The sequence below is a fragment of the Stenotrophomonas sp. Steno-Z1 genome (assembly GCF_056393175.1).
On the sequence record NZ_JBWJPB010000001.1, the window covers coordinates 56,506 to 82,283 of the forward strand.

A 25,778-nucleotide genomic window follows, 5' to 3' on the forward strand; every position below is an offset into this window, starting at 1 on the left:
CCTGGGTATTACGGGAACTGGGCGAGGAAGGCGCGCTGGGTGGCGACCGGATCGGCGGCGGCGAACACGCTGCTGACCACGGCCACCAGATCGGCGCCGGCATCGATGATGGGACCGACATTGTCCGGGCTCAGCCCGCCGATCGCCACCCGCGGTACGCCGAGTGCGGCGCTTTGCCGCAGCAGGTCCGGCGTGGCGCGGCTGGTGGTGACCTTGGTGGTGGTGGGAAAGAACGCGCCGAAGGCCACGTAGCTGGCACCGGCGGCGACGGCACGCTCGGCGTTGGCCAACTGGTCGTAGCAGGACGCGCCGATGATGGCATCCGGCCCGAGCAGCGCCCGTGCGGCGCCGATGTCGCCATCGGTGCCGCCCAGGTGCACGCCGGCAGCGCCCACGGCCTGGGCCAGCAGGGGATCGTCGTTGATGATCAGCGGCACGCCGTGTTCGGCGCACAGCGCCTGCAGGGCGGTGGCCTGCGCCCGCTTCAGTGCGGCGTCGGCGCTCTTGTTGCGGTACTGCAGCCAGGTGGCGCCAGCGGCCAGCAGCGGCGCGGTGCGCGCCAGCAGGCGCGCGGTGTCGGCATCGTCCGGGGTGATCAGGTAAACGCCGCGTGCGCGGGGCGTGGAGGCTGAAGCTGGAGTCATCGGTGGCTACCGGTAGTACGACGGGAGTGGGACAATGGCCTTCGCCAGTTCTTGCCCAGCCGTGATTATCCAATGACCGATGCCACCGCCACCACCTTCCGCACCTGGATGTGCGTTGTCTGCGGGTTCCTGTACAGGGAAGAGGACGGCCTGCCCGAAGAAGGCATCGCGCCGGGCACGCGCTGGGAAGACATTCCCGATACCTGGACCTGCCCGGACTGCGGCGTGACCAAGGACGATTTCGAGATGGTCGAGGTCGATTGAGGGCAGCGGCCTGGTTCCTTGGCCTGCGGGGGAAAGCAGCCGAGCATGGCTCGGCTCTACCCGGTCGCAGCCAATGTTCCGTTCGGCCGGTAATGCCGAGCATGGCTCGGCTCTACCCGGTCGCAGCCAATGTTGCCTTCCCCAGGTAGTGCCGAGCCATGCTCGGCAACCCGGCAACCCGGCAACCCGGCAACCCGGCAACCGACGTCCCTCAATGCAGGCGCGGTGCCCGCCCGCCGATCTCCACCAGCTTCTCGCGCACCCACTGGGCATCGCTGGCCTGGCCGTTGCGCTGCAGGTACAGGCCCAGATCGCGGTGGGCGCCGGCCTGGTAGTCCAGGTGCAGGTAGGCCAGGCCACGATCGCGCAGGGCGTCGTCCTGTTCCGGGGCCAGCTTGAGCAGGCGGTCGGCGCTGCGCGCGGCGCGGTCCCATTCACCGCGTTCGACGTAGACGCCATGCAGGTTGCGCAGCATCCGCATCAGGATCGCGCGCGCGGGCGCGGCGTCCAGGATCTGGGCCAGCACGTGGTCGTCCGGGGTTTCCCCGCCGAGGTGCGAGCGGGCGCGTTCGCGCAGTTCCTCCACGTCCAGCGGGCGCCCGCCATTGAAGGGGTCCATCACCAGCATGCCGTCATCCACCGGCAGCCGCACCAGGAAATGCCCGGGGAAGGACACCCCGTCCAGCGGGATGCCCAGTCGGCGCGCGACTTCCATCTGCACCAGCGCCAGTGAGATCGGGTTGCCGAGGCGGCGCTCGAACACCTGGTTGAGGTAGCTGTTGCGCGGGTCGTAGTACTCGCCGTGGTCGCCGCCGTAGCCCAGTTCGTCGAACAGGTGGCGGTTGACCGCGGCGATCTTCAGCGGCCAGTGCTCGATGGTGTCCACTTCGGTGCGCAGGTGGTCGGCATGGCTCTGCAGCACCGCGTCGTAGACCTTCGGGTCCAGGTCCGGGTACTCGTCACGCGCGATCAGCAGCGCGGTGGGCAACAGCGGCAGCGCCTCGTCGTCCAGTTCGGCCAGCGAATCCCACGTCGGCAATGTGATCTGCCCCTGCATGGCGACAGACTGGCGTCAAACGCGGCCGGATTCAAGCGTCCCGGCGTGAAAGCGCCGGGCGCGCCTGTCTTCCACGCAGCGCGTGGATCTAGCGGTCGGAGATGCCCGGGCCGAAGGTGATCTGGGTCCCATCCTGCAGTCCCAGCTTTTCCGCCTGGCCGGCGTTGAGCTCGAGCACGTAACGCGCCGGGCCGCTGCTCGGGTAGGGCGGGCAACGATCGCCCGCCGAGCACGGCGGCACGTCGCGCTGCTGGCTGACCAGGCGGCGCTGGTCGTCGAAGTACAGGATGTCCAGCGCGATCTTGGTGTTCTTCATCCAGTACGCCTGCAGTTCTTCGCGCTCGTGCAGGAACAGCATGCCGTGGTCGGCCGGCATCTGGTCGCGGAACATCAGCCCGCGTGCGCGGCTGGCGTCATCCACGGCCAGCTCCACCTGGTAGCGGGCACCGCCCAGTTCCACCCAGTGGCGGGCGCCGCTGCTGGCGCAGCCGGTCAAGGTCATCAGGAGCAGCAGCGACAGCAGGCGGGTCAGCGACATCGGGTCTACCTCGAAGTTGGGGAAGCCGGCCATCGCGGGCCGGCCGCCGGATCAGAACACCTTGGGCGGCTGCCCACCGACGATCACCACGTCGGCCGGGCGCCGCGCGAACAGCCCCACGCAGACCACGCCGGGCAGCTGGTTGAGCTCGCGCTCGAGCTTGACCGGGTCGGTGATCTGCAGGTGGTGGATGTCCAGGATCGCGTTGCCGTTGTCGGTAACCACGCCTTCGCGCCAGGCCGGCTGGCCGCCGGTCATGTCCATGATGCGGCGGGCGACCAGGCTGCGGGCCATCGGGATCACTTCCACCGGCAGCGGGAAACGCCCCAGCACCGGCACCTGCTTGCTCGGGTCGACGATGCAGACGAAGCGCTCGCTGGCTTCGGCGATGATCTTCTCGCGGGTCAGCGCGGCGCCACCGCCCTTGATCAGGCACTTGTTGCCGTCGCATTCGTCGGCCCCGTCCACGTACAGCGACAGGTTGCCGGTGTGGTTGAGCTCCATCACCTCGATGCCGTGCTCGCGCAGGCGCGCGGTGCTCTGCTCCGAGCTGGACACGGTGCCCTTGATACGGTGCTGGATGCGGGCCAGGCCATCGATGAAATAGGCAACGGTGGAGCCGGTGCCGACCCCGACGATCATGCCGTCTTCGACGTATTCCAGGGCTTTTTCGGCAGCCAGGCGCTTGGCTTCGGACATGGCGGGCAACTCTTGAGGGAAAGGGGGATCAGTGCTTTTCCAGCGACAGCAGCAGCTTCCACTGCGCTGCGGTCACCGGCAGGATCGAGAGGCGGTTGCCGCGCGCGGTCAGCGGGAAACCTTCGCCCAGCGCATCGGCATGCAGCTTGATCTCGTCCAGGGAAATGGTGTCGCGCAGTTTGCGCTCGAAGGCCACGTCCACCAGCATCCAGCGCGGTTCTTCGCGGGTGGCCTTGGGGTCGTAGTAATCGGATTTCGGGTTGAACTGGGTGTCGTCCGGGTAGGCTTCGCTGGCAACCGTGGCCAGGCCCACGATGCCCGGCACCTTGGTGTTGGAGTGGTAGAACAGGACCCCATCGCCGACCTTCATGCCATCGCGCATGAAATTGCGCGCCTGGTAGTTGCGCACGCCGTTCCAGGGCTCACGGCCCACGCGTTGCAGATCATCGATGGAAAAGGCGTCCGGTTCGGACTTCATCAGCCAGTAGCGCTTGCGTGCGGTCATCCGTCTTTCTATCGCGAGGGGTAGCGGCCAGCGGCCGATACGGGAACAAGGGTGGACGCGTCGGTGCAGATCGCATCCACCGCGACATCCCAGGGCTGTACCGGCAGGTCATCGACCTGCTGCACCGAGAAGCCGACCCCGACCAGCCACGGCGGGGCCGGGCGCTGGTGGCGGAATGCGAAGCTGCGATCATACCAGCCGCCTCCCATGCCCAGGCGTCGGCCCAGCGCATCGAAACCCACCAGCGGTGCGACCACCAACGCCATCTGTTCCGGGGCGAGGGTAGCCTCGGCGGCGACGTCGGGCTCGGGAATGCCATAGCGGTTGGCGCCCAGCGGCTGGCCAGGGCGCCACGGTGCAAAGCGCAGGGTGTCGCCGGCGAGGACCGGCAGGCAGTAGGTCAGCGATGGCGGCAGTTGCATCTGCCAGCGGTGCAGGGCGATCTCGCCATCCATCGCCCAGTAGCCCGCAACGAAGCCTTCGGCCGGGGCGAACGGTAGCTGCAACAGGGAATCGGCCAGGTGCTCGGCCGCGGCCAGGCGCTGGGTGGCGGGGATGTCGCGGCGGCGTTGACGCAGCTGCTGGCGCAGTGCGGAGCGCGGGTCGGTCATGCCTGGGTCCGGGGCGTGGTGCGGGCGCGGATAAAACAAGAGCGACGCCCCGGTGGGACGTCGCTCTTGCAGGAATACTGCATTCTCCGCGGTGACGATGCGTGCGAAACGACCTTGAACCCGGGGTTCAAGTGGGTACGCTGGGACTCCTTCGGGCTTCCCGCTACAAGGCGGACTTGCACTCCCGGCGCCGTCGCGCACCCGTGGTCGTAATTAAGGGACAAGGCGAATGTTTGCACACGCCGTCGTTCACAGCAGAGAACGCGTCGCCATTATAGCCAAGCACGCGCCGAGGGGGAGGCCGTTCGTCGGTCGAATTACACCTGAATTCAGATCGATGATGGCCATGCGATGGTCTTGTGCAATGGAACATCGCGTGGAACACCGCAGCGCCGACGGTGGGTCGGCTTGCCCATGCCAGTGATCCCGGTACAGCCGACCGTTGGGCGGCTGCTCACGCCCCGTCGATCGCCCGATCCAGCCGCCGGTTCAGATCGGCCAGGGTCTGCTGCAGGGCCACGGCCTGGCGGGCGTGTTCATCGCGCAGCTGCTGCAGTTCATGGGCCAGGTTGAGCGCGGCCAGCACGGCGACGCGGTCCACGGCGGCCATGCGGTTGCTGCCGCGGATCTCGCGCATCTTGGCGTCCAGCAGGCGCGCGGCAGCCGTGAGGATCTCGCGCTCTTCGGCGCCCACGCCCACGGTGTACTCGCGGTCGAGGATGCGGACACTGACCGGCTCGGTCTGGCTCATGTGTGCTGCTCCAGGGACTTGAGGCGGGTGATCATCGCTTCGACCCGGGAGCGGGCCTGCTCGTTCTTGGCCAACAGCTGCGAGCGCTCGGCCACCAGCTGTTCCTGCTGGTGGCGCAGGCTGCGGTTTTCCTCGGCCAGGCGCTGGTTGCGCTCCAGCAACGCCTCCACCCGGGCGGCGAAGGCCTGCAATTGGGTGATGGCGTCGGAAGGTTCCATGTTCGGCACGATAGGCAAGGGCGGTGGAGCCGGTCAAGCGAATAATGACGGGGCGGGCGGGCACCGCCGCCCGGGCGCCCGGCAGCGGCGATCACGCCCCGGAGCGTACGGTCGGATTGCTACACTGTGAAGCTGCCAGAGCCCCGCCCGCGGTGGCCTTGGCGCCTTTTTCCGATCGAGCCCCAAGATGACCGAACTACCGAGTGTCAATGACGTGAACCTGGCCAGCCAGGCATTGGGCCTGGGCGCCAATGCCGCTGAACTGCACGGCGGCCTGTGCGGCTGGCTGTCCGCCGGCGGCGCGCCAGTGCGCGAATGGCCGGCCCGGGTGCTGGCCGATGACAACCTGCCGCTGCCGGCCGAGGGCGATGCGCTCTCGCAGCTGCTGCAGGCCAGCGTGGCCCAGCTGGAAGACCGCGATTTCGCCTTCGAACTGCTGCTGAGCGATGCCAATGACACCGCCGCGCAGGCCGATGCCCTGTTCACCTGGGCGCGTGCCTTCCTGGGCGGCTTCGGGCTGGGCTCGGGCGGGCGCCGACCGGCGCTGTCGGAGGAGGGCGAGGAAGCCCTGAACGACCTGGCCAAGCTGGCCCAGGCCTCCAGCGAGGATTTCGAGAGCGGCAACGACGATGATGAAGACGCGTTGGCCGAGATCGAGGAGTTCATCCGCGTGGCGGTGCTGTTGCTGCACGGCGACTGCGTGATGGCGGCGCGCCATCGGCAGCGCCTGAACTGAGATGGATATCCGGCAGCTGACCGGCATCTCCGCCGCCGAATACCGTCGTCGTCGCCAGCAGTTGATGGAGATGGCCGGCGACGATGCCATCCTGGTCCTGCCCGCCGCATCCGAGCGGGTGCGCAGCCTGGATACGCATTACCCGTTCCGCCAGGATTCGGACTTCTGGTACCTGAGCGGCTTCCCGGAACCGGAGGCCGTGCTGGTGCTGATTCCGGGCCGGCGCCACGGTGAGGTGATCCTGTTCTGCCGCGAGCGCGACCCCGACCGCGAAGCCTGGGATGGCGCGCGCGCCGGCCAGGAAGGGGCGGTGTCGCAGTACGGGATGGACGATGCGTATCCGATCGACGATCTGGACGACATCCTGCCCGGCCTGCTGGAAGGGCGCTCGCGGGTGTACTACCACTTCGGTCGCGATGCCGAGTTCGATCTCAAGCTGATCGGCTGGGTCAACCGGGTGCGCTCGCAGGTGCGCCACGGTGCGCAGCCACCGCACGAATTCCTCGAGCTGGGCCACCTGCTGCATGAGCAGCGGCTGTTCAAGTCCAGTGCGGAGATCGCGCTGATGCAGCGCGCCGCCGACATCAGCGTACAGGCGCATCGGGTGGCGATGCGGGTGGCCCGGCCCGGCATCCACGAGTACGAACTGCAGGCCGACCTGGAGCGCGAGTTCCGCGCCCACGATGCGTGCGCGGCCTATTCGAGCATCGTCGGTGCCGGTGCCAACGGCTGCATCCTGCACTACCGCGACAACGCGGCGCGCTCACGCGATGGCGACCTGGTGCTGATCGATGCCGGTGCCGAGTATCGCGGCTACGCCAGCGACATCACCCGGACCTTCCCGGTCAACGGCCGCTTCAGTGCCGAGCAGCGCGCGCTGCACGATCTGGTCGGCGCGGCGCAGGCGGCCGCGCTGGCCGAAGCCAGGCCGGGCAATGCCTATGAGGCGGGGCATCTGGCCGCGGTGCAGACCCTGACCGAGGGCCTGCTGCAGTTGGGGCTGCTCAAGGGAACGCTGGAAGAGAACATTGCCGAGGGCCATTACCAGCGTTTCTACCGGCACAAGACCGGGCATTGGCTGGGCCTGGACGTGCATGACGTGGGCGATTACCGCCTGGCTGGCGACTCGCGCATGCTCGAGCCGGGCATGGTGTTCACCATCGAACCGGGCCTGTACGTTTCTGCGGACGATCGCAGCGTGGAGGCGCGCTGGCGCGGCATCGGCATCCGTACCGAAGACGACGTACTGATCACCGACGACGGCCACCAGGTGCTGACCGCGGCATTGGCGCGCAGCGCCGATGAGATCGAAGCAGTGATGGCGGATCGCTGACGCGGGGAGCGGGTGTTGCGCGCAGCCACCCATGGGGTGGCTCTACGGTGGGTGTGCGTGCAGCCACCCATGGGGTGGCTCTACGGGTTGGGTGTGCGTGTAGCCACCCATGGGGTGGCTCTACGGGTTGGGTGTGCGTGCAGCCACCCATGGGGTGGCTCTACGGGTTGGGTGTGCGTGCAGCCACCCATGGGGTGGCTCTACGGGTTGGGTGTGCGTGCAGCCACCCATGGGGTGGCTCTACGGATTGGGTGTGCGTGTAGCCACCCATGGGGTGGCTCTAGGCGCCGGCCCGCTTCAATCGGCGGCTGCGAAAGCCGGGCGGGTCAGGTTGTCCGCGTCGGCCTCGGTGCACAGCACTTCGTCCTCGATGCGGATGCCCCCATACGGGCGGAAGAAATCGACCCGTGCCCAGTCGATGCTGTCGCCATGGCCGGCCTGCTTCACTTCGTCCAGCAGCATATCGATGAAGTACACGCCCGGCTCGATGGTGACCACCATGCCCGGCTCCAGCACGCGGGTCAGGCGCAGGTAGGGGTGGCCCTGCGGGCGCTCGATGCGACCACCGCGGTCGCTGGCGGCGAAGCCGGCCACGTCGTGTACCTGCAAGCCGATCAGGTGGCCCAGGCCATGCGGGAAGAAGGCCGCGCTGACGCCGGTGGCCAGGGCCGCTTCCGGCGACACCTTGAGCACGCCGAAGTCCTTCAGGATGCCCATCAGCGACAGGTGCGCGTCCACGTGCAGCTGCTTGTAATCGACGCCGGCGCGCACACCGGCGGCCATCTGCTGCTGGGCCGCGTCGACCGCGTCGATCATCGCCTGGAATTCGTCGTGGCCACCGGCCGCGTAGGTGCGGGTGATGTCGCTGGCGTAGCCGTGCGCGCTGGCGCCGGCATCGATCAGGAAGCTGCGCAGCGGGGACGGCGCGCTGCGGCCCAGGTCGGTGTAATGCAGGACCGCGGCATGTTCATTGAGGCCGATGATGTTGCCGTACGGCAGTTCATTGGCGTCCTGGCCGACAGCACTGCAGTAGGCCATGTGGATGTCGAACTCGCTGGCGCCGGCGCGGAAGGCGGTCTCGGCGGCACGGTGGCCACGCACGCCCAGGCGCTGGGCCTGGCGCATCAGCGCGATCTCGTAAGGCGTCTTGTAGCCGCGCTGCCAGTCCAGGTAGTGCAGCACCGGCTCGGGATTGTTCGGCGCGAAAGCGCCCAGCGTGCTCTGCGGTTCGCCCAGGATCGCGCAGCGCGCCGGGTCCTTGGGCAGCAGTGCCAGCGCCTGCTCGGCGCTGCGGATGATGTGGATGTCGACGTGCTCCACCCACCAGCCGTTGGGTGCATCCGGCACCACGTGCCAGTAGTCGAACGGTTGGAAGAAGATCAGCGCCGGGCGCTGGCCGGGGGTGTAGACCAGCCAGCTGTTGGGCAGCTTGGTCAGCGGCAGCCAGGCCTTGAAGTTCGGGTTGACCGCATAGGGGTAATCGCGGTCATCGAACACCTGGTAATGCTGGGTGCCGCTGGGAATCACCAGATGGTCGAAACCGCCGCGCGCCAGCGCTTCGTCGGCGCGCTGGCGAAGCACGCTGACGTGATGGGAATACAGGGCGCCGAGGTCTGGCTGGTTCATCGCGGGGGCTCGTTCGACAGTGCGGAGTGCAGCCCCTGATTCTGCCGCAATCGCGGCCATCGCGCTGTGCCGGAACCGGCACTCAGACCGCCGAAGTTTCCTGTGCGATCCAGTCCCGCAGGCGTTCGCGATGGTCGCGGCTGAGGGTCAGGAAACGGAAGCCCACCCAGGCCTGGCCGGGGGCGTGGGTCTGTTCGCTCCACAGCAGGTGCGCGCCCACGTCCAGCGCCAGCGGTTGGCCCTGCGGGCCGGGGATGGCGAACTGCAACTGGTACAGCGCGTCCTCGTGCATCGGGACCGAGGCCAGCATCAGCATGCCGGTCTCGGACACATTGCCCAGGCGCCCGATCACGGCCTCGGCCAGCATGTCGGTGACGGGGACCAGTTCGGCGACCTGGCGGCGCGGCGCCCGGCGGGTATCGGTATCGGTGCTCACTGCGCGCTCTCCACGGTGGGGGCGTTGCCGGCCAGCGAACGCAGCGTGCGCAGCGTGGCCTGCCAGGCCCGGTCGATCAGGCGGCTCTTGTCTTCGCTGACGAGCCGGACCTGGCCATGCGCCATCAGCCTGGCCAGCGCGTCCAGCGAATGTTCGCCGACCTTCTGCCCGCGCGGATTGACGAACAACGCGTTGTCGGTGACCAGGCTGTACCAGGACAGGCGCTGGCGGCGCAGGTCGCCCTGCTGGTTGGTGGTGAACTCGAACCAGGTGCCGAACGGCAGCGTACGCAGCTGCCGGTAGCAGTCTTCTTCGGCCATGTTGCGCGCCAGCGGCGCGACCTTGCGCGCTTCGTTGCCTTCGGCCTGCTCACCCAGCCGGGTGCGCGCGCGGATCCGTGCCGTCAATTCGGTGCGCGAACTGCTGTCGTCTTCGCCGCCGGGGGTGGACAGCCGGCGAGCGATCGCCGCCGCCTCGTCCTGGTGGTAGCCGACCTGGGTCAGCGCGGTTTCCACCTGGCTGCCCAGTTCGCCGTCGCTGGGCGCGCTGCCCGGCGCCTGGCAGGTGACGTCGGCGATGCGTGCGGTTTCCTGCTCGCGCTGCTGCCATTGCTCGGAATCGTCGCCGTGGCGCAGCAGGGTCAGGGTCAACACGTCCGACCAGGCCTGCTTGAGCAGCGACTGCACGAAGCGCGGCGGCTCGGCGCGGGCGCACAGGTGCTCGATGCTGGCCCCGGCCTGTTGCTTGGCGGCCTCCAGGCGTTCCTTGCCGCGCGCGGCCTCCACGTGGCGCCGCTCGGCCAGTTCGGCCTTGTGCGCCAAGGCGCGGAAATGCTGCTGGACATCCTCGTTGGCGGTCTCAAACACCGCTGCGTCGCCCTGGTAGTCGCTGACCACCTGGTCGACCGCGCGGCCCAGCTTCTGCACCAGTTGCGGGTCGACGTCTTCCTCGCCCAGCCAGTTGGCGCCCGCCTCGGCCACGGCATTGAGCAGCTCGCGTGCCGGGTGCTGGTCGCGCACGAAGAAGGCCGGGTCGGACAGGGCCGCGCGGGCCACCGGCACCTGCAGCCGCGCCAGCAGGTCGGCGGCCACGGCGTCCGGGCGGACCTCGCGCTGAATCTGCCCGTACAGCATGTCCAGCAGGTCGAAGGTGTCGTTGTCCTTGACCGTCAGCGCGGCCTGCGGGCCATGGTCGGCGCGCATCTGGGCCAGCAGCGCGTTGTGCAGGTCGGCCATGCTGCGCCGCGCGCCGCCGCTGCCCACGCTCTGCGCCTGCAGCTTGGCCAGGGTGGCATGCACGGCCTCGCTGGCCACGGCGACCGGCGGCGGGGCCGGGGCGGGCGCGGGGGCGCTGGACGGGCCGGGGGCAGGCGCGGTCGCGCCGATCTCGGCCGGACCGCCGGCCGCGCCGGCACCGGTCTGGCCAGCGACGCCGGGCGTGCCGCCGGCACTGGCGTGACGGGCGGCATCCAGCAACTGGTGGAGTGCGGACATGGCCGGCGCGGACAGGTCCTGTGCAGCGGCGCCCACGGCGTCCGCGCCGGACGAAGGGGATGCGGTCGCCGCTGCGGCCACCGGCTCGGCGGCGGCCGGCCGCAGTGACGCAGGCAGGTCGCCCATCGCTTCGCTGGTCATGGCTGCCCAACTGCCGCTTTGGGCCGAGCCGCTCCAGCCGGTCAGCGGGCGGGTCACCTTGCCGCCTTCACGCGGGGTGGCCGTGCGCTCGGGGCCGGTGACGATCCGGCGGGTGGTGGCCGAGCGCGCCAGGTACGGGGTGTAGACCAGCCCGGGCAGGATGCCTTCGTGGCCGAGCAGGATGTTGGCGCGCTCCAGCAGCTCGCCCAGGCGCTCGATCAACTGGCGGTCGAACACGCGGTAAAGCGCCAGTTGGGTTTCCAGCCCAAGCTCGAACTGCTCGCCGAGGCCGCGCACAATCCGGCACAGCACTTGCGGACCGAACGGCATGTCCTCGACGTCGAATTCGGGCCCGGCGGCGAGCACGCCGAAGCGCTGCCCCAGCAGCTGCAGCGCGCTGGCAGAGCGCTGCGATTCGCGGCGGATGATGTCCACCAGCACGATGTCGCGATCGATGTCGGTGTCTGCCACCAGGGTGAGGGTGGTCGCCGACATCGCGGCAGGGGAGACGGCCGGCACGTGGCGCACGCGTGGCTGGCGCAGGTTGGCCAGGGTCTCGGCAAGTTCCTCCAGGAAGCGCGGCGCGAACTGGGCGTTGACCTCGTGCAGGCGCCGGGTCTGGGCGTAGATGTCGGCCTGGATCTGGCTGTTGCGCGCCCGTTCGGCGTCGCGGAACAGCTCGCGTTCCAGTTCCACGATGGTCAGCTTGAGCGGGTTGGCCAGGGTCTGCGCCGCCAGCGCATGCAGGGCTGCCAGCAGCCGGCGCACGCGCGGCGGCGCGGCCACGTGGGCGAAACGGGCCGGATCGGCGTGGGACGATGAAGGTGCGGACGCAGACATCCGTTGTAGTTCCAGCTCCCCTGAGAGCACAGAATCTAACGTTTTCGCCCGGTCACCGCCAGAAGGGATACCCCGACCGTAGCGCCGACCGTTGGTCGGCTGCGTTGCGTGGTCTTGCCGGGCCGGATCACGTCGGCGGATCCGGGGCCGCCGACGGGAGTCGAGGGGCGGAGACGATCAACTCAGGGGATCGGGCGCAGGGATCTGGAGCAGGGGATCTGGAGCAGGGGATCTGGAGCAGGGGATCAGGAGCAGACGATCAAGAGCAGCCGACCAACGGTCGGCTCTACGGGAGGAAGAGTTCGACGACGTCGTTGGTGAAGCGTCGGCCGAGCTCGGTGGGCCGGGCGTGGTCGCCGTCCAGGGTCATCCAGCCGCGCGCGATGGCCGCCTGCAGCGGTGTGGCGATGGCCGCCCGTTCCAGGCCGGTGCGCGATTCGAAATCCTTCAGGGTGAAGCCTTCATGCAGCCGCAGCAGGTTGAGCATGTACTCGAACGGAAGGCGCGGCGCATCGATCACGTCGTCGCCGCCGATCGAGGCTGCGCTGCCGGCAGTGTCCATGAAGGTCTGGGGATGCTTGTGCTTCCAGCGGCGCAGCACGTGTTCTTCGGCACCGCTGCTGATCTTGCCGTGAGCGCCGGCGCCGATCCCCAGGTAATCGCCGAAGCGCCAGTAATTGAGGTTGTGCTGGCTCTGCCGGCCGGGTTTTGCGTACGCGCTGACCTCGTACTGCGCATAGCCGGCCTCGGCCAGCATCCGCTGGCAGTGTTCCTGGATGTCCCACGCCGAATCCTCGTCGGGGATGCCCTGCGGCGGCTTTGCGAAGAACACCGTGTTCGGCTCCAGGGTGAGCTGGTAGTGCGACAGGTGCGTGGGCTGCAGCGCGAAGGCGCGCTCCAGGTCATGCTCGGCCTGCGCAAGCGTCTGCTGCGGCAGCGCGTACATCAGGTCGATGTTGAAGTTGTCGTAGCCGGCGTCCTGCGCCAGCTTCACCGCGCGCTCGGCCTCGCCACTGTCGTGGATGCGGCCCAGGCGCTTGAGCGCTTCGTCGTTGAAGGTCTGGATGCCGAAGCTGATCCGGTTCACCCCGGCGGCGCGGTAGCGGTCGAAGCGGCCGTGCTCGGCGGTGCCCGGGTTGGTCTCCAGGGTCACCTCCAGGTTGGGCGCGAAACGCAGCCGGGCCGAGGCGGCCTGCAGGAAGCGGTCGATCGCCTCGGGCGGGAACAGGCTGGGGGTGCCGCCCCCAAAGAACACGCTGCTGACCACCCGGCCCCAGACCAGCGGCAGGTCCTGGTCCAGGTCGCGGATCAGCGCGTCGATGTACGCCTCGAACGGCAGCTCGCCCTTGGCCGCGTGCGAGTTGAAGTCGCAGTACGGGCACTTGCGCACGCACCACGGCAGGTGCACGTACAGCGACAGCGGCGGCGGGACCAGCCGCGGCGCGTGATCGTGGTCGCCCGGGCAGTGTTCGCCGGGCAGGTGGTCGCAGTGGTCGTGTGGCTGTGGCATGGAATTCAACGGTCGTGCCGGCCGCGGGCCGGCTCTCCAGGCATCATCAGGGAGGGCATTACAGCAAGGCGGGCAATGCCTGCTTGAGCAGCTGCAGGGCGATGGCGCGGTGACTGATGGCGTTCTTCTGGGCCGGCTCCATCTCCGCCGCGGTCAGGCCATGCGCCGGGTCCAGGAACACCGGGTTGTAGCCGAAGCCGTGGCTGCCGCGCAGCTCGTCCACGATCACCCCTTCCCAGCTGCCTTCACAGATCAGCGGCTGCGGGTCGTCGGCGTGGCGCAGCAGCACGATCACCGCGTAGAAGCGCGCGGTGCGGCGTTCGGCCGGGACCCCGCGCAGCGCCTCCAGCAGCTTGGCGTTGTTGGCGGCATCGTTGGTGGGGCTACCGGCATAGCGCGCGCTGTACAGGCCGGGCGCGCCATCGAGCGCATCCACGATCAGGCCCGAGTCGTCGGCCAGCGCCGGCAGCCCGGTGCTCTGGCAGGCATGGCGCGCCTTGATCAGCGCATTCTCGACGAAGGTCAGGCCGGTTTCGGGCACGTCGCTGACGCCCAGCTCGCCCTGCGCGACGATCTGCAGTGGCAGGTCGCCGAGCATGGCCTGCAGTTCCTTCAGCTTGCCGGCGTTGCCGCTGGCCAATACCAGTTTCATCATTTCGGCTCCAGCAGGTCCCAGGTGTTGCCGTAGAGGTCGCGGAACACCGCCACGGTGGCGTACACCTCTTCGCGCGGGGTTTCCAGGAATTCCACGCCCTGGGCGGTCATGGCCGCATGGTCGCGCTGGAAATCATCGGTGTTCAGGAAGAAGCCGACCCGGCCGCCGGTCTGGTTGCCGATCCGCGCACGCTGCTCGTCGGTGCTGGCGCGCGCCAGCAGCAGTGCCGCGGCGCTGCCGTCGGTCGGTCCGACCACCACCCAGCGCTTGTCGCCCTGGTCGATGTCCTCGATCAGGGCGAAACCGAGCTTGCCGGTGTACCAGGCGATTGCCTCGTCATAGTCGGCCACCACCAGGGTGGTCAGGGCGATGCGACGGTTCATGCAGACGCCAGGGCGGCCTGCTGCGCCGCGAACAGATCCTTGATGCCCTTCTCGGCCAGCAGCAGCAGCGCGTCCAGTTCATCGCGACGGAAGGCATGGCCTTCGGCGGTGCCCTGCAGTTCGATGAAGCCGCCGCCATCGTTCATGACCACGTTCATGTCGGTATCGCAGTCGCTGTCCTCGGCGTAGTCCAGGTCCAGCACCGGGGTGCCGCGGTACACGCCCACCGACACGGCCGCGACCGCGCCGAAGATCGGGTTGCGCTTGATGTCGCCGCGCTTGAGCAGGAAGTTGACCGCGTCGACCAGGGCCACGTAGGCGCCGGTGATGGCGGCGGTGCGGGTGCCGCCGTCGGCCTGCAGCACGTCGCAGTCCAGGGTGATGGTGCGCTCGCCGAGCGCGCCGCGGTCGATGCAGGCGCGCAGGGTGCGGCCGATCAGGCGCTGGATCTCCAGGGTGCGGCCGCCCTGCTTGCCACGGGCCGCCTCGCGGTCGTTGCGGGTGTGGGTGGAGCGCGGCAGCATGCCGTACTCGGCGGTGACCCAGCCTTCGCCCTTGCCGCGCAGGAAGCCCGGCACGCGGTTTTCCACGCTGGCGGTGCACAGCACGCGGGTTTCACCGAAGCTGACCAGCACCGAGCCCTCGGCGTGACGGGTGAAGGCGCGCTCGATGCGCACTTCGCGCAGCTGGTCGGCCTGGCGGCCGCTGGGACGGGGATCGGACATGCTTGGCTTCCGTAAGTCAGGGGATGCAGGGCCGCGCCCGGACCGGGGACCGGCAGGCGAGGAGGCTCTGAGAAGACCGCTAGGGTACCATTTGCACTTTGAGAGCACCGGAAACCCGCATGATTCGAAGCATGACCGCCTATGCCGGCGGCGAGCGCGCCACGCGCTGGGGCACGCTGGCCTGTGAGCTGCGCTCGGTCAACCACCGGTTCCTGGAGGTGGGCGTGCGCCTGCCCGAGGAACTGCGTGCGCTGGAGCCGCAACTGCGCGAGCGGGTCGCCGCGCGCTGCAGCCGCGGCAAGATCGACCTGGTCATGCGCCTGCGCGCGCCGGAGGTCACCGGCGCGCTGGTGGTCAACGATGCGCTGCTGGGCCAGCTCGGGGAGCTGGCCACGCGGCTGGCGGCCGGGTTCCCCAGCCTGCAGGTGAGCTTCACCGAACTGCTGCAGGTGCCGGGCGTGATGCAGGGCGAGGCGGTGGACGCCGCCGCACTGCAGGCCGAGGCACTGGCCCTGCTCGAGAGCACCCTGGATGGCTTCGTGGCCGCGCGCGAGCGTGAAGGCGACAAGCTGGCCGCGGCCATCCAGGAGCGCGTGGACGGGGTGGAGCGCATCGCTGCCGAGGTCACCACGCTGATTCCGCTGATCCGCGAAGGCCAGCGCACCAAGCTGGCCGCGCGCCTGGCCGACCTGCCGCACCCGGTCGACCCCGGCCGCGCCGAGCAGGAACTGGTGATGTGGCTGCAGAAGCTGGACGTGGATGAGGAGCTGGACCGGCTCGGCAGCCATATCGTCGAAATCCGCCGGGTGTTCACCCAGCGCGAGCCGGTCGGGCGCCGCCTGGACTTCCTGCTCCAGGAATTCAATCGAGAGGCCAACACGCTCGGGTCCAAGTCGGTGGACAGCCGCACGTCCAACGCCGCGGTCGAACTGAAGGTGCTGATCGACCAGATCCGCGAACAGGTGCAGAACATCGAATGAGCAGCCAGCCCACGCCCGTCGGTGCGCCCGCGCGCGGCACCCTGTACATCGTGGCCGCGCCCTCCGGGGCCGGCAAGAGCAGCATCGTCAATGCCACCCTGGCGCGCGATCCGCAGATCGCGCTGTCGATCTCGTTCACCTCGCGCGCCACGCGCCCGGGTGAGGTCAACGGCGAGCATTACCACTTCGTCAGCGCCGAGGAGTTCGAGCAGATGATCGCCGCCGGCGACTTCTTCGAGCATGCCTGGGTGCACGGCGACTGGAAGGGCACCGCGCGGCAGTCGGTCGAGCCGCAGCTGGCCGCCGGCCAGGACGTCCTGCTGGAGATCGACTGGCAGGGCGCCCAGCAGGTCCGTCAGCTGGTGCCGGGCACGGTCACCGTGTTCATCCTGCCGCCGTCGAAGCAGGCGCTGCAGGACCGCATGCGCAAGCGCGGGCAGGACAGCGAGACGGTGATCGCCCAGCGCCTGGCCGCCGCGCGTGAAGAGATGCTGCACTTCAACGACTTCGACTACGTGATCGTCAACGAGGTCTTCGAGACGGCGGTGGACGAACTGTGCGCCATCTTCACCGCCAGCCGCCTGCGCCGGGAGGCCCAGAAGGTCCGCCACGCGGGCCTGATCCAGGCCCTGTTGACCCAGGATCAGCCCTAACTGACTGATTCCCAAGAGGGTGCTAGCGGGTTGGCTTGATTTTGTCCAGCCCCCGCGAGTACAATCCGTCCCCTTTCCCTCATTCGATTGAGCAACCGTCACTGGTTGCCGGGAGCCCGCATGGCCCGCATCACCGTAGAAGATTGTCTGGAAGTCGTGAACAACCGTTTCGAACTGGTCATGATGGCGTCCAAGCGCGCCCGTCAGCTGGCCAATGGCGTCCAGGCCACCCTGGACAACAGCGAAACCGAAGACAAGCCGACCGTGCTGGCGCTGCGCGAAATTGCCGCCCGCAAGATCGACAACGCCCTGATCGACGAAGTCGAGAAGGCCGAGCGCGAGCGTGCCGAGCGTGAAGCACTGGAATGGGCCGCTGCCGAAGTCGTCGCCGACGAAGACATGTCCAAGAACGACGACTGATCGCCCTGATCGTGCGTTGTTGCCAGAACAGCCCGCCTTGGCGGGCTGTTCTGCGTTTGGGCGCGGCACATCAGGGTGACGCCGCGTCGCGATCGCGGTCGCTCGCCGCAGCGCGCCTCGCGATCACCGGCGGGCGATGACCATGGGGCGACGCATCGGGGGCGATTCCCCTGTTCAGATGTTTGCCGTTATCCCGCCGCTGGCATAGTCTTCCAGCCATGAACCCAGGCCCCACTGCCAAGGTCGCCACGCCCCCCGGCGCGGCCGTACCCGACTATGTCCTCCAGCTCGAACGCGCAGCGCATTACCTGCCGCCCGAGCAGCTGCCGTTGCTGCGCCGTGCCTGGGAAGTGGGTGCCTCCGCGCATGCCGGGCAGACCCGCAAGTCCGGCGAGCCCTACATCACCCATCCGGTCGCCGTGGCGCAGGTGCTGGCCGAGCTCGGCCTGGACGTGGAGGCGCTGATCGCCGCGATCCTGCACGACACCATCGAAGACACGCCGCTGACCCGCGAAGAACTGGCCGCCGAGTTCGGCGAAGCCGTGGCCGAGCTGGTCGACGGGGTCACCAAGCTGGACAAGCTGAAGTTCCGCGACCGCCAGGAAGCGGCCGCCGAGAGCTTCCGCAAGATGCTGCTGGCGATGTCGCGCGACCTGCGCGTGATCATGATCAAGCTGGCCGACCGCCTGCACAACATGCGCACCCTCGGCGCGCAGAGCCGCGAAGCGCGCGGCCGCATCGCCCGCGAAACCCTGGAAATCTACGCCCCGATCGCGCAGCGGCTGGGCATGAGCCTGGTCAAGAGCGAACTGCAGAACCTGGGCTTCAAGGCGCTGTACCCCTGGCGCCACGCGATCCTGGAAAAACACATCCGCAGCCAGCCGGTGGTCCGCCGCGAGGCGATGGCGCAGGTGGAAGTGCAGCTGAGCCAGCGCCTGGCCAAGGAAGGGCTGGAACACCGCCTGGTCAGCCGCATCAAGACCCCGTGGAGCATCTACAACAAGATGCACGACGAGAACAAATCCTTCGACCAGGTCATGGATGTGTTCGGTTTCCGCCTGGTCGTCCGCAACGTGCCCAGCGCTTACCACGCGCTCGGCGCGGTGCACGCCACCTTCAAGCCGCTGGACGGGCGCTTCCGCGACTTCATCGCCATCCCCAAGGCCAACGGCTACCAGTCGCTGCACACGGTGCTGTTCGGGCCGTATGGGTCGCCGATCGAGGTGCAGATCCGCACCGAGGAGATGGACCTGATCGCCGAGCGCGGCGTGGCCGCGCACTGGACCTACAAATTCGGCGGCGACTCGCCCAACAGCGCGCAGAGCCGCGCGCATGCGTGGATCGTGGAACTGATCGACTCGCAGCGCGCCGCCGGCTCGTCGCTGGAGTTCCTGGACAACGTCAAGGTCGACCTGTTCCCGGACGAGGTCTACCTGTTCACCCCGAAGGGCAAGATCCTGGCCCTGCCGCGCAATTCCACCGCGCTGGACTTTGCCTACGCGGTGCACACCGACGTGGGCAACATGGCCGTGGCCTCGCGCGTGGACAAGAAGCTGGTGCCGCTGCGTACCAAGCTGGTCAGTGGACAGACGGTGGAGGTGATCACCGCGCGTTCGGCCACGCCCAAGCCGCAGTGGCTGGAGTTCGTGGTCAGCTCCAAGGCACGCACCGCGATCCGCCACCAGCTCAAACAGCTGGAGCACGAAGACGCGGTGCAGCTGGGCCACCGCATGCTCGACCGCGCGCTGGAGGCGATGGACAGCTCGCTGGAGCGCCTGCCGAAGGGGCGCCTGGATGCGTTCCTGGCCGAACACCGGTATCCCCGCCTGGAGGCCCTGCTGGCCGAAGTGGCGCTGGGCAACTGGATGCCCAACCAGGCCGCGCAGGCACTGATGGCCTATGCCGAATTGCGTGGCGGCGCGCATTCGCGCCATTCGCAGGAAAAGATTCTGATCAACGGCAGCGAGCGTGGCGTGGTCAGTTTCGCCAACTGCTGCCAGCCGATCCCCGGCGACGACATCATGGGCTACCACACCGCCGGCAAGGGCATCGTGGTGCACCGCATGGATTGCCCCAACCTGGCCGAGTTGCGCAAGTCGCCCGAACGTTGGGTGCCGATCGGCTGGGACACCACCGTGTCCGGCGATTACGACACCGCGCTGGTGGTGGAGGTGGAGAACGGCACCGGCGTGCTGGCCCAGCTGGCGGCGGCGATCGCGCAGAGCCACTCCAACATCGAGCGGGTGGACTACCTGGATCGCGATTTCAACGCGGCGGTGCTGGCGTTCAACATCCAGGTCCGCGACCGCAACCATCTGGCCGAGGTCATGCGCAGGCTACGGCGGTTGTCGGTCGTGCAATCGGTCCGCAGGCAATAAGCCGCGTCCCGTGAGACGACGGTCGGTAGAGCCGACCGCCGGTCGGCTGCCCGCACGCCCTGCGGCGATGATCGCCCCACGGTAGAGCCGACCGCCGGTCGGCTACCCGCACACCCCGCGGCAATGCTCGCCCCACGGTAGAGCCGACCGTTGGTCGGCTGCCCGCACACCATGCGGCGATGATCGCCCCACGGTAGAGCCGACCGTTGGTCGGCTACCCGCGCACCCCGCGGCGATGATCGCCAGGGCCGGCCTGCCGGCCAACCGTCTTCGTCATTCTCCAGTCAGCCGACCAACGGTCGGCTCTACCGTGGATCGCGGCGTTGATCGTGGCGTCGATCGCGGGTCGATCGCGCGTCGATCGCGGGTCGATCGTGGCATTGATCGCGGCGTCGATCGTGGCGTTGATCGCGGCGTCGATCGTGGCGTTGATCTCGGCTCTGATCTCGGCTCTGATCACGGCTCTGATCACGGCTCTGATCGCGGCGTTGGATCGCGGCCCCGATCGCGGCTTCGGCGCTACAATTGCGCTCCCCCTTTTGAACCGTGGAGCGTCCATGTCCCGCCAGATCATCACCAGCGCCAAGGCCCCGGCCGCGATCGGCCCGTATTCGCAGGCCGTGCGTGCCGGCAATACCGTGTACTTCTCCGGCCAGATCCCGCTGGACCCGGCCACCGGTGAGATCGTCGGTGCCGGCGACGTTGAAGCCCAGGCGCGCCGCGCCTTCGACAACCTCAAGGCCGTGGCCGAAGAAGCCGGCGGCTCGCTGGACAAGATCGTGCGCCTCGGCCTGTACCTGACCGACCTGGCCGAGTTCGCCAAGGTCAATGCGGTCATGCAGGACTACTTCCAGGCCCCGTTCCCGGCCCGTTCCACCATCGAAGTGTCCGGCCTGCCGAAGGCCGCCAACTTCGAGGTCGATGCGGTGATGGTGCTCGACCAGGCCTGACGTGGCGCGGTCACGGGCTCCTGCACCGGCACTGGCCGCGGCCGGGGAAGCGTCGTTGTCGATGCTTTCCGGGATCGGCCCGGCGGTGGCCACCAAGCTGGAGGCCCGTGGCCTGTCCTCGTTGCAGGACCTGTGGCTGCATCTGCCGCTGCGCTATGAAGACCGCACCCGGCTGACCACCATTGCCCGGTTGCAGCCGGGCGTGGCGGCGCAGGTGGAAGGGCGGGTGAGCGCGGTCGAGCGGGGTTTCCGCGGTCGGCCGGTGCTCAAGGTCGCCCTCGAAGACGATTCCTACGGCACCCTGGTGCTGCGCTTCTTCCACTTCCGCGCCCAGCAGGTATCGCAATTCGCCGTCGGCACGCGCATCCGCTGCTACGGCACCGCCAAGCCCGGGCATCTCGGGCTGGAAATCGTCCATCCCAGCTATCGGGTGATGGGCAGCAACGACGACGACGAACTCGGCGACAGCCTCGATCCGGTTTACCCGGCCATCGAAGGGGTCGGCCCGGCCACGCTGCGCCGGTTCATCGGGCTCGCACTGGACCGGCTGCCGGAGGAGTCCACGCTGGAGCTGCTGCCACCCGACTGGCTGTCCGGGCTGGGCCTGCCCTCGCTGCGCAGCGCGTTGCTGACCGTGCACCGCCCGCCGCCGGACGCCGACCTGGGCGCGCTGGCCGCGGGGCGGCACCCCGCGCAACGCCGCCTGGCGATCGAAGAACTGCTGGCCCACCACCTCAGCCTGCGCCGCCAGCGCATGGCGTTGCAGGCGCACCACGCACCGTCGTTGCGCGGGCAGGGCGCGCTGGTCCGGCAACTGCGCGACAGCCTGCCGTTCCAGCTCACCGGCGCGCAGCAGCGCGTGTTCGAGCAGATCCGCAAGGACCTGGGCAAGGCGCATCCGATGCTGCGCCTGGTGCAGGGCGACGTCGGCTCGGGCAAGACCGTGGTCGCCGCGTTGGCCGCGATGCTGGCGGTGGAGCGCGGCAAGCAGGTCGCCTTGGCGGCGCCGACCGAACTGCTTGCCGAGCAGCATCTGAACAACCTGCGCGCCTGGCTCGAGCCGCTGGGCGTGCGCACCGCGTGGCTGGCCGGCAAGGTCACCGGCAAGGCGCGCAGCAAAGTGCTGGCCGAGGTCGCCTCGGGCGAGGCGCAGGTGGTGGTCGGTACGCACGCATTGATGCAGGACAGCGTGGTATTCAAGGACCTGGCCCTGGCCATCGTCGACGAGCAGCACCGCTTCGGCGTGCATCAGCGTCTTGCGCTGCGCGACAAGGGTGCCGACGGGCGCAGCGTGCCGCACCAGCTGGTGATGACGGCGACGCCCATTCCGCGCACGCTGGCGATGTCCGAGTACGCCGACCTGGATGTCTCGGCCATCGATGAACTGCCGCCGGGCCGCACCCCGGTGCAGACGGTCGCGCTCAACAACGACCGCCGCCCGGAACTGATCCAGCGCATCGCCCTGGCCTGCCGCGAAGGGCAGCAGGTGTACTGGGTATGCACGCTGATCGAGGAGAGCGAGGAACTGGACGCCACGCCCGCCCAGGCCACCTTCGAATCGCTGCAGGCGTTGCTGCCGGGCGTGCGCGTGGGGCTGGTGCACGGGCGGCTGAAGGCCAGCGAGAAACTGGCCACGATGGTGGCGTTCAAGGCCGGCCAGATCGACCTGCTGGTGGCCACCACCGTCATCGAAGTGGGCGTGGACGTGCCCAATGCCTCGTTGATGATCATCGAAAACGCCGAGCGGCTCGGCCTGGCCCAGTTGCACCAGTTGCGCGGGCGGGTAGGGCGGGGCTCGGCGGTATCGCGCTGCGTGCTGCTGTACCAGGCGCCGCTGTCGGCGATGGCGCGCGAGCGCCTGGAAACCATGCGCCAGACCAACGACGGGTTCCTGATCGCCGAAAAGGACCTGGAACTGCGCGGCCCCGGCGAGCTGCTGGGCACCCGCCAGACCGGCCTGGCCGGCTTCCGCATGGCCGACCTGGCCCGCGACGCGGACCTGCTGCCGGGCGTGCATGACCTGGCCGAGCGATTGCTGGCCGAAGCCCCGGACGTGGCCGACAAGATCGTGCGCCGCTGGATCGGCACGGCGGTACGCTACGCCTCGGCATAGCGCCCGCCGCCTGGCTCCCTGCCGGCCGCGAAGCGGGCCCGCCGGTCGCGGCCATGGCAAACCAAGCAGCCGCCCTGCACAGCGCCCCCGGCACCCGATCACCCCCGCCTTGTATTTGTCATGACAGGGTGCGAAAGTCCCTTGCCGATTATCAAGACGGCAACGATGAGCAAGAAGATTCCGCTGTTGATCGACACCGACCCGGGTGTCGATGATGCCCTGGCCCTGTTGATGGCCTTCGCCGATGAGCGCCACGACATCGTCGGCCTGACCATCGCCGCCGGCAACGTTGGCCTGGACCACACGGTCCGCAACGCCCTGAAACTGTGCGAAGTGGCTGGCCGCGAAGACGTGCCGGTCTATGCCGGCACCCCCGATCCGCTCCTGCACCCGTCGGTCGATGCCGCCCACGTGCACGGCGCCGACGGCTTCGGCGATGTGAACCTGCCGGCCGCCAAGCGCCAGGCCGAGGCCGAACACGCCGCCCTGGCGATCCTGCGCCTGTCGCACCAGTACGCCGGCGAGCTGTTCCTGGTCGCGCTCGGTCCGCTGACCAACCTGGCCCTGGCGCTCAAGCTGGACCCGACCCTGCCGCAGCGCGTGAAGCGCTTCCTGGTCATGGGCGGTGCGGTCACCTGCCACGGCAACATCACCCCGGCGGCCGAGTTCAACATCGCCTTCGATCCGGAAGCCGCGCACGTGGTGTTCACCGGCTTCCCGCACATCGAAGTGGCCGACTGGGAAGCCACCGTCGCCCACGGCCTGCTGCACGCCGACGTGGAAAAGTGGCTGGCCGCCGATACCGACAAGGCCCGCTTCTACGAGCTGATCTCGCGCCAGACCCGGTTGTGGTCCGAAGACAGCCGCGGCGAGCGCTGGTTTGCCGCCGATGCCCTGGCCATGGCCTGGGCGCTGCAGCCGGAAGGCGCGCTGCGGGTCGAATCGCGCCCGCTGAACGTGGAACTGGCCGGCGTGCACAGCCGAGGTGCTACCATTGTCGACTGGAACCGCCAGACCGGGCAGCCGGACAACACCCAGCTGCTGATGGCCTACGACCAAGGGCGTTTTGAAGCCCAGGTCCGGGCGGCACTCGGCGCCTGACGGCGCCGCTGCGGCGGACCTTTCGCACGGCTGATGGTCCCGGCTTGCCCTTGGTGGCATCCGGGGCTATAATGCCGCTCTTGACCACCAGCCCTTATTACGGTGCGCGCCCATGAAGGCCGATATTCATCCGAACTACCGCGACGTGGTTTTCCACGACGTTACCTCTGATTTCAAGATTCTGACCCGTTCCACCATGGCCACCAAGGAAACGGTGAAGTGGGAAGACGGCAACGAGTACCCGCTCGTCAAGGTTGAAATTTCCTCGGCTTCGCACCCGTTCTACACGGGCAAGCACAAGGTCATCGACACCAGCGGCCGTATCGACAAGTTCCAGAAGCGTTTCGGCAAGCCGGCGCCGACCGCAGCCTGAGTTGTCGCTGCAGTTGCATGAAAACAACGGTCGCCTCGGCGGCCGTTGTTTTTTGCTGTCTGGCGTATGGAGCGGCCGCGTCGCTCCGCCTCTGTATCTGAACGCCAGCTGGCGACGTCGCCAGGCCGGTGCAACGGTGTGTCCGGACAAAAACGTCCTGATCCGCCGCAGCCCTTGCGCTGCCTGGTGGCATGCACCCGACGCGGGCGCGTACCCGCGTCTACGACTTCCGTCCTAGGGCGGCAGAAATGTTGCTGTGCGATAATGGCGGGATCCACGATAACGATCGTGGACTTCCTTCACGTGCCTGCCCCATGCGCTTGGGCGGGCGCCTTCCCTCGAGGAGCGCACACAGTGTCCGATCTTGATCAGGTCACGCTCAACGCCGGCGACAAGTCGGTTGTTCTGCCAGTCATCAAACCCACGCTCGGCAACGATTGCGTCGATATCTCGAAGCTGACCAAGGAAACCGGTCTCTTCACGTACGACTCCGGCTTCACCGCCACCGCCAGCTGCAAGTCCGCCATCACCTATATCGACGGTGACAAGGGCGTGCTGCTGTATCGCGGCTATCCCATCGAGCAGCTGTCTGAAAAGTCGAGCTACGTCGAAGTGGCCTACCTGCTGATCAATGGCGAGCGTCCGAGCGCCGAGCAGCTGAAGGCCTTCACCGACGAGCTGGCCGCCGAAGCCGATGTGGATCCGTCGATCAACACGCTGATCGGCAGCTTCGCCAAGGATGCCCATCCGATGGCCATCCTGACCGCCGCCATCGCGCAGCTGTCGGGTATCTACCACGCCTCGCTGGACCTGTCCGACGCCGAACAGCGTCGCCACGCCGCGGTGCGCCTGATCGCCAAGGTGCCGACCCTGTCGGCCCTGATCTACCGCCACGGCAAGGGCCTGCCGGCCAACAAGCCGGACACCTCGCTGGATTACGTCAGCCGCTTCCTGAAGCAGACCTTCGAGTCCGCCGATGGCCAGTACGAACTGAACCAGGACGTGGTCAAGGCGCTGGACCTGCTGTTCATCCTGCACGCCGACCACGAGCAGAACGCCTCGACCTCGACCGTGCGCCTGGTCGGTTCGACCGGTGCCAACCCGTATGCGTCGGTTGCCGCGGGCGTCACCGCGCTGTGGGGTCCGGCCCACGGCGGTGCCAACGAAGCCGTGCTGAAGATGCTGGAAGAAATCGGCTCGGCCGACAACGTCGAGTCCGCCGTGCTCAAGGCCAAGGACAAGACCTCCGGCTTCCGCCTGATGGGCTTCGGCCACCGCGTGTACAAGAACTTCGATCCGCGCGCCAAGGTCATCGGTGAGATGACCGGCAAGGTGCTCAAGCAGCTGGGCGTGCAGGATCCGCTGCTGGACGTGGCCGTCAAGCTGGAACAGGCCGCGCTGCAGGACGACTACTTCGTCGCCCGCAAGCTGTACCCGAACGTCGATTTCTACAGCGGCATCATCTACAAGGCGCTGCAGATCCCGACCGAAATGTTCACCGTCATGTTCGCCCTGGGCCGTACCTCCGGCTGGGTCGCGCATTGGCTGGAACAGCAGGTCGATCCGGAAATGAAGATCGGCCGTCCGCGCCAGGTCTACACCGGCAGCGACGTGCGTGACTACCAGGGCTGATCGCCCCGGTTGA

At 68.3% G+C, this 25,778-nt stretch carries 28 protein-coding genes and 1 other RNA gene; 12 read left to right on the forward strand and 17 right to left on the reverse strand.

Features of this window, described 5'->3' with window-relative positions:
- Nucleotides 1–8: 8 nt before the first annotated feature.
- The gene (thiE, locus tag AC06FD_RS00245) at nucleotides 9–644 is read right to left on the reverse strand and encodes a thiamine phosphate synthase (RefSeq protein WP_449336481.1); all 636 of its coding nucleotides are present in this window, start codon (nucleotides 642–644) and stop codon (nucleotides 9–11) included.
- 72 nt (nucleotides 645–716) lie between these two features.
- On the opposite strand from thiE, the gene AC06FD_RS00250 reads away from it, so the two are divergent.
- Nucleotides 717–908, forward strand: a complete 192-nt coding sequence (locus tag AC06FD_RS00250) for a rubredoxin (RefSeq protein WP_037553342.1) — start codon at nucleotides 717–719, stop codon at nucleotides 906–908.
- A gap of 211 nt (nucleotides 909–1,119) precedes the next feature.
- Here AC06FD_RS00250 and AC06FD_RS00255 read toward each other — a convergent pair whose 3' ends face one another.
- The 8 genes from AC06FD_RS00255 to AC06FD_RS00290 all read right to left on the reverse strand — a co-directional run bounded on the left by AC06FD_RS00255 (nucleotide 1,120) and on the right by AC06FD_RS00290 (nucleotide 5,287).
- On the reverse strand, nucleotides 1,120–1,965 hold the full coding sequence (locus AC06FD_RS00255; protein WP_259207482.1) for a SirB1 family protein: 846 nt from the start codon (nucleotides 1,963–1,965) through the stop codon (nucleotides 1,120–1,122).
- Nucleotides 1,966–2,053: 88 nt separating this feature from the next.
- Nucleotides 2,054–2,503, reverse strand: a complete 450-nt coding sequence (locus AC06FD_RS00260) for a DUF192 domain-containing protein (RefSeq protein WP_259207800.1) — start codon at nucleotides 2,501–2,503, stop codon at nucleotides 2,054–2,056.
- A 51-nt stretch (nucleotides 2,504–2,554) separates the two neighbouring features.
- Nucleotides 2,555–3,202 (reverse strand): ribose-5-phosphate isomerase RpiA, encoded by a 648-nt coding sequence (gene rpiA, locus AC06FD_RS00265; protein WP_259207480.1) that lies wholly within the window; start codon nucleotides 3,200–3,202, stop codon nucleotides 2,555–2,557.
- Nucleotides 3,203–3,230: 28 nt separating this feature from the next.
- Nucleotides 3,231–3,707, reverse strand: a complete 477-nt coding sequence (locus AC06FD_RS00270; protein WP_394164565.1) for an EVE domain-containing protein — start codon at nucleotides 3,705–3,707, stop codon at nucleotides 3,231–3,233.
- 8 nt (nucleotides 3,708–3,715) lie between these two features.
- Complete coding sequence (locus AC06FD_RS00275) at nucleotides 3,716–4,318, reverse strand: 5-formyltetrahydrofolate cyclo-ligase (RefSeq protein ID WP_478076709.1); 603 nt, start codon at nucleotides 4,316–4,318, stop codon at nucleotides 3,716–3,718.
- 79 nt (nucleotides 4,319–4,397) lie between these two features.
- Nucleotides 4,398–4,582: non-coding RNA, 6S RNA (gene ssrS / locus AC06FD_RS00280), on the reverse strand.
- A 190-nt stretch (nucleotides 4,583–4,772) separates the two neighbouring features.
- Complete coding sequence (locus AC06FD_RS00285) at nucleotides 4,773–5,069, reverse strand: cell division protein ZapA (RefSeq protein WP_259207475.1); 297 nt, start codon at nucleotides 5,067–5,069, stop codon at nucleotides 4,773–4,775.
- Nucleotides 5,066–5,287, reverse strand: coding sequence for a TIGR02449 family protein (locus tag AC06FD_RS00290; protein ID WP_038686482.1), 222 nt, complete (start codon nucleotides 5,285–5,287; stop codon nucleotides 5,066–5,068). Before AC06FD_RS00290 ends, AC06FD_RS00285 begins: the two co-directional genes overlap by 4 nt.
- A 187-nt stretch (nucleotides 5,288–5,474) precedes the next feature.
- Here AC06FD_RS00290 and AC06FD_RS00295 point away from each other — a divergent pair, with 187 nt between their 5' ends.
- A complete protein-coding gene (locus AC06FD_RS00295) occupies nucleotides 5,475–6,023 on the forward strand; it encodes a UPF0149 family protein (protein ID WP_259207474.1) in 549 nt (182 codons plus the stop codon).
- A gap of 7 nt (nucleotides 6,024–6,030) precedes the next feature.
- Nucleotides 6,031–7,356, forward strand: coding sequence for an aminopeptidase P N-terminal domain-containing protein (locus tag AC06FD_RS00300; RefSeq protein WP_478077348.1), 1,326 nt, complete (start codon nucleotides 6,031–6,033; stop codon nucleotides 7,354–7,356).
- A gap of 297 nt (nucleotides 7,357–7,653) precedes the next feature.
- On the opposite strand, the gene pepQ is transcribed toward AC06FD_RS00300, so the two are convergent.
- The 7 genes from pepQ to rph all read right to left on the reverse strand — a co-directional run bounded on the left by pepQ (nucleotide 7,654) and on the right by rph (nucleotide 15,165).
- Nucleotides 7,654–8,982 carry a Xaa-Pro dipeptidase gene (gene pepQ, locus AC06FD_RS00305; protein WP_478076710.1) on the reverse strand — a complete coding sequence of 443 codons (1,329 nt, stop codon included), beginning with the start codon at nucleotides 8,980–8,982 and terminating at the stop codon, nucleotides 7,654–7,656.
- 82 nt (nucleotides 8,983–9,064) lie between these two features.
- Nucleotides 9,065–9,418 carry a PilZ domain-containing protein gene (locus AC06FD_RS00310; RefSeq protein WP_259207472.1) on the reverse strand — a complete coding sequence of 118 codons (354 nt, stop codon included), beginning with the start codon at nucleotides 9,416–9,418 and terminating at the stop codon, nucleotides 9,065–9,067.
- Nucleotides 9,415–11,892 carry a DUF1631 domain-containing protein gene (locus tag AC06FD_RS00315; protein ID WP_478076711.1) on the reverse strand — a complete coding sequence of 826 codons (2,478 nt, stop codon included), beginning with the start codon at nucleotides 11,890–11,892 and terminating at the stop codon, nucleotides 9,415–9,417. The genes AC06FD_RS00310 and AC06FD_RS00315 overlap by 4 nt, the downstream gene beginning before the upstream one ends.
- A gap of 286 nt (nucleotides 11,893–12,178) precedes the next feature.
- Nucleotides 12,179–13,402 carry a radical SAM family heme chaperone HemW gene (gene hemW / locus AC06FD_RS00320; protein WP_394164562.1) on the reverse strand — a complete coding sequence of 408 codons (1,224 nt, stop codon included), beginning with the start codon at nucleotides 13,400–13,402 and terminating at the stop codon, nucleotides 12,179–12,181.
- Nucleotides 13,403–13,460: 58 nt separating this feature from the next.
- A complete protein-coding gene (gene rdgB, locus AC06FD_RS00325) occupies nucleotides 13,461–14,057 on the reverse strand; it encodes an RdgB/HAM1 family non-canonical purine NTP pyrophosphatase (protein ID WP_478076712.1) in 597 nt (198 codons plus the stop codon).
- The gene (locus tag AC06FD_RS00330) at nucleotides 14,054–14,440 is read right to left on the reverse strand and encodes a VOC family protein (protein WP_394164560.1); all 387 of its coding nucleotides are present in this window, start codon (nucleotides 14,438–14,440) and stop codon (nucleotides 14,054–14,056) included. Before AC06FD_RS00330 ends, rdgB begins: the two co-directional genes overlap by 4 nt.
- Complete coding sequence (rph, locus tag AC06FD_RS00335; protein WP_259207464.1) at nucleotides 14,437–15,165, reverse strand: ribonuclease PH; 729 nt, start codon at nucleotides 15,163–15,165, stop codon at nucleotides 14,437–14,439. Before rph ends, AC06FD_RS00330 begins: the two co-directional genes overlap by 4 nt.
- Before the next feature lie 119 nt (nucleotides 15,166–15,284).
- Between rph and AC06FD_RS00340 the strand changes: the two genes are divergently transcribed.
- The 4 genes from AC06FD_RS00340 (at nucleotide 15,285) to AC06FD_RS00355 (ending at nucleotide 19,596) form a co-directional block, all read left to right on the forward strand.
- On the forward strand, nucleotides 15,285–16,145 hold the full coding sequence (locus AC06FD_RS00340; protein WP_259207463.1) for a YicC/YloC family endoribonuclease: 861 nt from the start codon (nucleotides 15,285–15,287) through the stop codon (nucleotides 16,143–16,145).
- The gene (gmk, locus tag AC06FD_RS00345) at nucleotides 16,142–16,798 is read left to right on the forward strand and encodes a guanylate kinase (protein ID WP_259207462.1); all 657 of its coding nucleotides are present in this window, start codon (nucleotides 16,142–16,144) and stop codon (nucleotides 16,796–16,798) included. Before AC06FD_RS00340 ends, gmk begins: the two co-directional genes overlap by 4 nt.
- 120 nt (nucleotides 16,799–16,918) lie before the next feature.
- On the forward strand, nucleotides 16,919–17,218 hold the full coding sequence (rpoZ, locus tag AC06FD_RS00350) for a DNA-directed RNA polymerase subunit omega (protein ID WP_005410877.1): 300 nt from the start codon (nucleotides 16,919–16,921) through the stop codon (nucleotides 17,216–17,218).
- A 218-nt stretch (nucleotides 17,219–17,436) separates the two neighbouring features.
- Nucleotides 17,437–19,596: a RelA/SpoT family protein gene (locus tag AC06FD_RS00355; RefSeq protein WP_259207450.1), complete on the forward strand. Its 2,160-nt coding sequence runs from the start codon at nucleotides 17,437–17,439 to the stop codon at nucleotides 19,594–19,596.
- Nucleotides 19,597–19,810: 214 nt separating this feature from the next.
- On the opposite strand, the gene AC06FD_RS00360 is transcribed toward AC06FD_RS00355, so the two are convergent.
- The gene (locus AC06FD_RS00360) at nucleotides 19,811–20,056 is read right to left on the reverse strand and encodes a hypothetical protein (protein WP_478076713.1); all 246 of its coding nucleotides are present in this window, start codon (nucleotides 20,054–20,056) and stop codon (nucleotides 19,811–19,813) included.
- Nucleotides 20,057–20,153: 97 nt separating this feature from the next.
- Here AC06FD_RS00360 and AC06FD_RS00365 point away from each other — a divergent pair, with 97 nt between their 5' ends.
- The 5 genes from AC06FD_RS00365 (at nucleotide 20,154) to AC06FD_RS00385 (ending at nucleotide 25,765) form a co-directional block, all read left to right on the forward strand.
- A complete protein-coding gene (locus tag AC06FD_RS00365; protein ID WP_259207448.1) occupies nucleotides 20,154–20,546 on the forward strand; it encodes a RidA family protein in 393 nt (130 codons plus the stop codon).
- 1 nt (nucleotide 20,547) lies between these two features.
- Entirely contained in the window at nucleotides 20,548–22,659 is a 2,112-nt protein-coding gene (gene recG / locus AC06FD_RS00370; RefSeq protein ID WP_259207446.1) for an ATP-dependent DNA helicase RecG, read from the forward strand.
- A 165-nt stretch (nucleotides 22,660–22,824) separates the two neighbouring features.
- Nucleotides 22,825–23,760 (forward strand): nucleoside hydrolase, encoded by a 936-nt coding sequence (locus tag AC06FD_RS00375; protein ID WP_259207443.1) that lies wholly within the window; start codon nucleotides 22,825–22,827, stop codon nucleotides 23,758–23,760.
- A 112-nt stretch (nucleotides 23,761–23,872) separates the two neighbouring features.
- Nucleotides 23,873–24,133, forward strand: coding sequence for a type B 50S ribosomal protein L31 (locus AC06FD_RS00380; protein WP_259207440.1), 261 nt, complete (start codon nucleotides 23,873–23,875; stop codon nucleotides 24,131–24,133).
- Between the two features lie 354 nt (nucleotides 24,134–24,487).
- Nucleotides 24,488–25,765, forward strand: a complete 1,278-nt coding sequence (locus AC06FD_RS00385) for a citrate synthase (protein ID WP_088432680.1) — start codon at nucleotides 24,488–24,490, stop codon at nucleotides 25,763–25,765.
- Nucleotides 25,766–25,778: the final 13 nt, after the last annotated feature.